Below are 6,970 nucleotides of genomic sequence, written 5' to 3' on the forward strand. Positions count from 1 at the left end.
AGCTGTCGGGCAGTGCTTCGGTGGCGAACGCAGGACTGCAGGGCGGGATGGCGATTGACGGCAAATTCACCATCGATCACGCGCTCTTCGATCTGCCCGAGCAATCGGCGCCGTCACTTGGCGACGACGTCGTGATCGTGCGTCCCGACGGTACGGTGAAGGGCGAGGATCAGAAGGTGGTCGCAACGGGCGACAAGCCGGTGGGCGCGTTTGCGCCGCGCGCGAATATCGATATCAATCTCGGCCAGAAATTCCGCTTCCGAGGCGCGGGCGCGGACCTTGGCCTGGCTGGGACCATCACTGCCATGAGCGCGCCGAACATGCCGCTGCGGGCAGTCGGCAACGTGCGCGTGACGCCAGGTTCCACGTATACGGCGTTCGGGCGGAAGCTCGGAATTGAAAACGGCTTTTTCACCTTCAACGGACCGGTTACGAACCCCGGCATCAATATTCTGGCGATGCGGCGCAATCAGGAAATCGAGGCCGGCGTGCAGGTGACGGGCACCGTGCAGTCGCCGGTCGCCAAGCTGGTTTCAGAGCCGAACGTGCCAGATAACGAGAAGTTATCCTGGTTGCTGTTCGGGCATGGCACGGATCAGGGCAACAACATCGGCCAGCAGAGCGCGATGACCAATGCGCTCGCATTGCTCGGAAGTTCGCAGGGCAAGCGGATTGCGCAGACGTTCGGGCTGGATGAGTTTTCTATCGGGACGAGTGAGGTGGGGCTGACCGATCCGCAAGTCGTGATGTTGTCGAAGGCGATCAATGAACGGCTCGTGCTCGGCTATGAGCAGGGCCTGCAGTCGGCAAGCAATGCGATCAAGGCGACGCTGAGCCTGTCGCGGTTCTGGTCGATATCGGCATACGGCGGCACGTTCCAGGGCATGGATCTGCTTTACACGCGGCGATTCGATTCGTGGTCGCGAAGGAACGGGCCAACGGAGGGGAAGTAGATCACGGACCGCATGAACGTTAAAAGGCCGTATTCAACGTGAGTTGCGTGAGTTGAATACGGCCTTTGTTTGGTCTTGCGTTTTGTTGCGCCTGATACTTTTACTTCGCGCTTTACTTCACACGCATACCCGGCTTCGCGCCGCTGTGCGGTTCAAGAATGTACAAGCCCGGCTCGGTTTTCTCGTCGTCGGCGGAAGCGGCCAGCACCATGCCTTCCGACAGGCCGAACTTCATCTTGCGCGGGGCGAGGTTCGCGACCATCACCGTGAACTTCCCGATCAGGTCTTGCGGCTGATACGCCGACTTGATACCGGAGAACACGTTGCGGGTCTTCTCCTCACCAATATCCAGCGTCAGTTGCAGCAGCTTGTCCGACCCTTCGACCGCCGTGCAATTCACGATCTTCGCGATTCGCAGATCGACCTTGGCGAAGTCATCGATGGAAATCACGCCTTCCGCTTCCGGTTCTTTCACCTTCGCTGCCTTCTTCGACGCAGAAGCAGAAGCAGCCGCCGGAGCCGCAGCAACCGCTTGCCCCGGCGCGACCGATTCCCGGTTTGCCGCGATCAGCGCTTCAATCTGCTTCGGATCGACGCGCGTCATCAAGTGCTTGTACGCGTTGATCGGCTGCGAAGAACTGAGGGATGCCGAAACATCTGCCCAAACGAGCGGCGCGATGCCCAGGAACCCTTCCACCGATTCCGCCAGTATCGGCAACACCGGCTTCAACGCCAGCGACAGCAAGCGGAATGCTTCCAGGCTCACGCTGCACGTTTCATGCAGGGCGGCGGCGTTCGCTTCGTCCTTGGCCTGATCCCACGGCTTCGCGGTATCGACGAACGCGTTGACGGTATCGGCGAGATCCATGGTCGTGCGCAACGCCCGCCCGTACTCACGCGCCTCATAGAGCGCCGCGATCTGCGGCACGGCGGCGCGTAATTGCAGCAGCAGCGGATGATCCATTGCGCTGTCTAGCACACGGCCTTCGAAACGCTTGATCAGGAACCCTGCCGCCCGGCTCGCGATATTCACGTACTTGCCGACCAGATCGCTATTCACGCGCGCCTGGAAATCACCGAAATTCAGGTCGATGTCTTCCATCGTGTGGCTCAGCTTCGCGGCGAAGTAGTAGCGCAGCCACTCGGGGTTGATGCCCGTATCGATCACGCTTTTTGCCGTGATGAACGTCCCGCGCGACTTGGACATCTTAGCGCCGTCGACGGTGAGAAAACCGTGGGCGAACACGTTGGTCGGCGTGCGATGGCCGGAAAATTCCAGCATCGCGGGCCAGAACAGCGTGTGGAAATACAGGATGTCCTTGCCGATGAAGTGATACTGCTCGGTCTTCGATCCCGGCCGGATCCATTCCTCGAAATCGAGGCCGCGCGCATCCGCCAGATTCTTGAAGCTGGCGTAATAACCCACGGGCGCATCCACCCAGACGTAGAAATACTTGCCCGGCGCACCGGGAATTTCAAAACCGAAATACGGCGAGTCGCGTGAAATATCCCAGTCGGCGAGTTTGGCGTCGCCTTTGTCCCCGAGCCATTCGCGCATCTTGTTCGTGGCTTCGGGCTGCGCCAGTCCGCTGACCCAGCCGCGCAGGAAATCTTCGCAACGCGGGTCGGAGAGACGGAAGAAATAGTGCGTCGAGGTCTTGCGCACTGGCGTGGCGCCCGACACCACCGAATACGGGTTGATGAGGTCGAGTGGCTGGTATGTGGACCCGCAGACTTCGCAGTTATCGCCGTACTGGTCTTTCGCGCCGCACTTTGGGCACTCGCCCTTGATGAAACGGTCGGGCAGGAACATTTCCTTGACCGGATCGTAGGCTTGCTCAATATCGCGCGCTTCAATCAGCCCGGCCGCCTGCAGCGAACCGTAGATGGATTCGCACAGCACGCGGTTTTCTTCGGCGTCGGTGGAATAGTAGTTGTCGAACGAGATGCCGAAGCTATCGAAATCGCGTTTGTGCTCTTTCCCCACGCGCTCGATCAACTGCTTCGGCGTGATGCCTTCCTGCTCGGCCCGCAGCATGATGGGGGTGCCGTGGGTATCGTCGGCGCCAACGTAGTAGACCTCGTGACCGTGCATTCGCAGCGAGCGCACCCAGATATCGGTCTGGATGTATTCGACCATATGGCCAATATGAATCTGACCGTTCGCGTAAGGGAGCGCGGACGTGACGAGAATCCGGCGATGGCCCGGGGTGGCTGACGCCGCTGCGGAAACGGGTGTAGACGAGGTGGGTGCTGACGTGGGTGCTGACGTGGGTGCTGACATAAGGCGCTGGCCCTGCGGTTGAAGAATTCAGTGATTGCGTGAAAAAGCGAATCACGATTCTAACAGCCACGGGTCTTTGGTTCGCACTCGACCAAGGCTGGGAAGGGCGGCCGGGATTGGCCGGGGCTTCCCAGCCCAAAATCTGGACGAAAAAAAACCGGGGCGATTAACGGCCCCGGAGCAACAACGACAAGAGGAGAATGGCACGTGGCGGCAAAGCCAGCCACCTACCGTTAATACAGACACGGACTGCTGGAGCAAAGTTTCAAATATTTTCGTGTCGGCGGCGAGTTTTCTGCGAGTTCTCTATTCCACCGCGAAACGAATTGAGTCTCCGACCCTGCAATCGCATCAATCCCCCTGTAAATCAACCGTCTTACTGAACCTGACCCGGCTGCGCGGTGGCGCGCAGATAGATTTCCACGCGACGATTTTCCGCACGGCCAGCTTCAGTGTTGTTGTCAGCAATAGGTTGCGTCTGGCCCATGCCCTGCGCCGACAGGCGCTGACCTGCCACGCCGTGGCTAGCCAGGTACGAAGCCACGCTTTGTGCACGATTCTGCGACAAAGTCTGGTTGTATGCCGGCTGACCGGTGCTGTCCGTATGTCCAACCACTTGCGCGATCAACTCAGGATGTTGCGTAAGCGTTTGCGTGACCTGGTCGAGCACCGGTGCGAAACCGGGCTTGATGGCGTAGCTGTTTGTATCGAACGAAATCGAGTTCGGGATGTTGACCTTCAGCGAACCGTCCGGCTGTTCCGTTACCTGCGTGCCCGTGCCCTTCGTTGCGCCGCTCAGCTTGCCCTTGATGGCCTGCCAGTTGTAGCCAGTGATGCCGCCCGCCGCCGCGCCTACGCCCGCGCCGATGGCCGCACCCTTGCCGCCGCCAAAGATTGCGCCAAGCGCCGCACCCGACGCCGCACCAATGCCCGTGCCAACGGCGGCGTTATTGCCTTGCTGGGTTGCGCAGCCGGCGACAAGCGCGCCGGCAACGGCGATTACGGTCAAGCGGGTCATCATTTTCGAGTTCATTTGTTCATTCTCCAGGATACCAATCAGACAAAGCCAGCACCGACAGCCCGAAAGGATCCCGGTAGGGTCTTCCGGCGCGTCGTTACGGCTGCCACTACAATACGGCCAAGGATTCAAGCGATTATAACGATGCGTCCCCGAATCATGGCAGCGTCGGATAGTGCATCGCCTAGTGCTGCGACGCAACGTGATGCAACAATTCCTTTCAATTTCATACTTTGCGTGCGGACCGTTCGATCCGCCAGAGCAAAAAGCGTTCCCCTGGAGTTTCGATGAGCCTTGATCGCGCCCAGATCGATACCGCACTCAGCGGTTTGATCGATCCAAATACCAGCCGCACTTTCGCGGACACGAAAAGCATCCGCAGCGTGGCCGTGGACGGGGCAAACGTCACTGTGAGCATCGTGCTGGGTTATCCGGCGAAGAGCCAGTTCGAGACCCTCCGCACGCTCGTGGCGAACGCCGTGGGCGGTGTGCCGGGCGTGGCCGGCGTACAGGTCACGGTGACCTCGCATGTGGTCGCGCACGCGGTCCAGCGGGGCGTGAAGCTGCTGCCGAACGTGAAGAACATCATTGCGGTCGCGTCAGGCAAGGGCGGGGTCGGCAAGAGCACGACCGCGGTGAATCTGGCGCTCGCGCTGGCCGCGGAAGGCGCATCGGTCGGCATGCTGGACGCGGATATCTACGGTCCGTCGCTGCCGATGATGCTCGGCATCACCGGCCGGCCGGAATCGCCCGACAACACGTCGATGAACCCAATGATCGGGCATGGTATCCAGGCCAACTCGATCGGTTTCCTGATCGAACAGGATAACCCGATGGTATGGCGCGGCCCGATGGTCACGTCCGCGCTCGAACAATTGCTGCGCCAGACCAACTGGAAGGACCTCGATTACCTGGTCGTCGACATGCCGCCCGGCACCGGCGACATCCAGCTCACGCTTTCGCAGAAAGTGCCTGTCACGGGCGCGGTGATTGTCACCACGCCGCAGGACATCGCGTTGCTGGATGCCAAGAAAGGCCTGAAGATGTTCGAGAAAGTGGGCATTCCGATTTTGGGGATCGTGGAGAACATGAGCACGCATATCTGCTCGAATTGCGGCCACGAAGAACATATTTTCGGGGCGGGCGGGGGTGAGCGGATGTCGAAGGAATATGGTGTACCGGTACTCGGCCATTTGCCTCTCGATATCGCGATCCGCGAGAAGACCGATGCGGGCCAGCCGACGGTGATCTCGGAGCCGGACAGCAAGATTGCCGAGGCCTATCGGTCGATCGCGCGCAAGGTGGCTATTTCGATTGCCGAACGCCAGCGCGACATGACCTCGATGTTCCCGAGCATCGTAGTGCAAAACACTTAGGCGACACGAGGACGCGGGCGATTTTGGCGGCGCGTGTCGCGGTATCATGTCGCCTTGATTGGCGCGGCCAGGTGACCACACGGGGTGGTCGCGGGTCGCCATGAGGATCGCATGAAACAAAGATTCGACGGGCCTGAATCGCGCAGACTGCCTGCCGCGAGTCACCCGGTCCCGAGCCTGATACTGAGTTTGAGCACGGCTGCAAGCACCACTGTCACCGTGTTGGCGAGTGTCATGCTGCTCGGCGGCTGCGGCCTCCTGTTCCAGAACCACGAAAAACGTGCCGACGCCACGTTGCAGCCCACCGGCGGCAACGCGGCGACCGGCACCGTCACGTTCATCGAACGCGCGGACGGCGTCCAGGTGTCTTACAACCTGTCGGGAATGCCGCCTAACAGCGAGCACGCGCTGCAGATTCATGAACGCGGCGACTGCATCATTCCAGCATCGTCCGACGTCGGCCCCGTATTTGCGCCCGCGTCCGAGCGCAATGACTCCGGCTCCAAGGTCGAAGGCGACCTCGCCAGCATTCGCGCCGATGCGAACGGGACGGCGACGGGTTTCATTGTCGCGCCCGACGTATCGCTCGACGGCGTGCGCTCGGTGTTGTCCCGGGCCATCGTGCTTCATCGTGACGCCGCCGACACCTACGCCGTCGTGCCGCACGGCGCCGGTCCCGCTCTCGCATGCGGCGTGATCAGGCAGTAATCCGGCAGTGATCTTTCAATGAAATCAGGCTGTTGGCGCGCGCGGCCCGGCCGGTTGGCATAGCAGCGTCGCGCGGCCGGCGCATCAAGTAAAATACGCGCTTCTCGTCTGGTCCGGCTGGCTTCGGCGTGCTTCTGCATTCATCCCGAGTCTCCGGCCACGCCCTGTTTCAAGCCCGGCGGCCTCTTTCCAAGCCGCCTCTTTCGTTGGGTAGCGTTCCCTATGAGCATCAAGTCCGACAAGTGGATCCGGCGCATGGCCGAAGCGCACAACATGATCGAGCCGTTCGTGCGCGACCAGGTGCGGGTGTCCGAAGATGGCCGCAAGATCGTGAGCTATGGCACGTCCAGCTACGGTTATGACATTCGTGTGGCAGACGAATTCAAGATCTTCACGAACATCAATTCGACGATTGTCGATCCGAAGAATTTCGACGAGAAATCGTTCGTCGACTTCAAAGGCGACGTCTGCATCATCCCGCCGAATTCCTTCGCGCTTGCGCGTACAGTCGAGTATTTCCGGATTCCGCGCTCGTGCCTGACGGTGTGTCTGGGTAAATCCACGTACGCGCGCTGCGGGATCATTGTGAACGTCACGCCGTTCGAACCGGAATGGGAAGGTTACGTGACGC

At 60.4% G+C, this 6,970-nt stretch carries 6 protein-coding genes; 4 read left to right on the forward strand and 2 right to left on the reverse strand.

Going from position 1 to position 6,970, the window contains the following annotated elements:
- Positions 1–953, forward strand: a 953-nt coding sequence (locus tag JWR14_RS03830; protein ID WP_299701610.1) for a translocation/assembly module TamB domain-containing protein, incomplete at its 5' end; no start/stop codon positions are given.
- A gap of 112 nt (positions 954–1,065) precedes the next feature.
- Here JWR14_RS03830 and metG read toward each other — a convergent pair.
- Complete coding sequence (gene metG / locus JWR14_RS03835) at positions 1,066–3,237, reverse strand: methionine--tRNA ligase (RefSeq protein WP_299701613.1); 2,172 nt, start codon at positions 3,235–3,237, stop codon at positions 1,066–1,068.
- A 376-nt stretch (positions 3,238–3,613) separates the two neighbouring features.
- Positions 3,614–4,270, reverse strand: a complete 657-nt coding sequence (locus JWR14_RS03840) for an OmpA family protein (protein WP_277036967.1) — start codon at positions 4,268–4,270, stop codon at positions 3,614–3,616.
- Positions 4,271–4,542: 272 nt separating this feature from the next.
- On the opposite strand from JWR14_RS03840, the gene apbC reads away from it, so the two are divergent.
- From apbC to dcd, 3 genes are all read left to right on the forward strand, one after another.
- The gene (apbC, locus tag JWR14_RS03845; RefSeq protein WP_299701621.1) at positions 4,543–5,631 is read left to right on the forward strand and encodes an iron-sulfur cluster carrier protein ApbC; all 1,089 of its coding nucleotides are present in this window, start codon (positions 4,543–4,545) and stop codon (positions 5,629–5,631) included.
- A gap of 234 nt (positions 5,632–5,865) precedes the next feature.
- Positions 5,866–6,339 carry a superoxide dismutase family protein gene (locus JWR14_RS03850; RefSeq protein WP_299701627.1) on the forward strand — a complete coding sequence of 158 codons (474 nt, stop codon included), beginning with the start codon at positions 5,866–5,868 and terminating at the stop codon, positions 6,337–6,339.
- Between the two features lie 222 nt (positions 6,340–6,561).
- Positions 6,562–6,970 (forward strand): dCTP deaminase (gene dcd, locus JWR14_RS03855; RefSeq protein WP_299701624.1); only part of this gene is annotated, 409 nt, incomplete at its 3' end.

The organism is Caballeronia sp., assembly GCF_028292365.1.
Taxonomy (GTDB): Bacteria; Pseudomonadota; Gammaproteobacteria; order Burkholderiales; family Burkholderiaceae; genus Caballeronia.